Genomic DNA, 268 nt, shown 5'->3' on the forward strand with positions numbered 1-268 from the left:
TTCTCTTAATGTCAATTCCAGATACGCTGCATCATAAGCTGACAGGTTATAGCGACGTGCCAGCTGTAAAGTATCATTCAGCGCATGGACGCTGGTCTGTGGATCAACTTCAATATGCATCTGATGAAGCAAATGAACAAACTCTGCACTACGAGCCTCAGGTAATCCATACTTTTTTTCGGCACGAGCTATCACATTGGCCACCTCAAGCGACCAAATCCCCGGCACCAACACATTGCCATCTGCAATAACAGACAGTACATGTCTG

General features: G+C 45.9%; 1 protein-coding gene. It reads right to left on the minus strand.

Translation table 11 applies throughout. The features are described 5' to 3' along the window. A partial coding sequence (locus ACZ3HH_RS30200; protein WP_465810271.1) for a type II toxin-antitoxin system VapC family toxin occupies positions 1-268 on the minus strand: 268 nt, incomplete at both ends.

It is taken from the genome of Pseudomonas sp. PME37.24/025 (genome assembly GCF_055556615.1).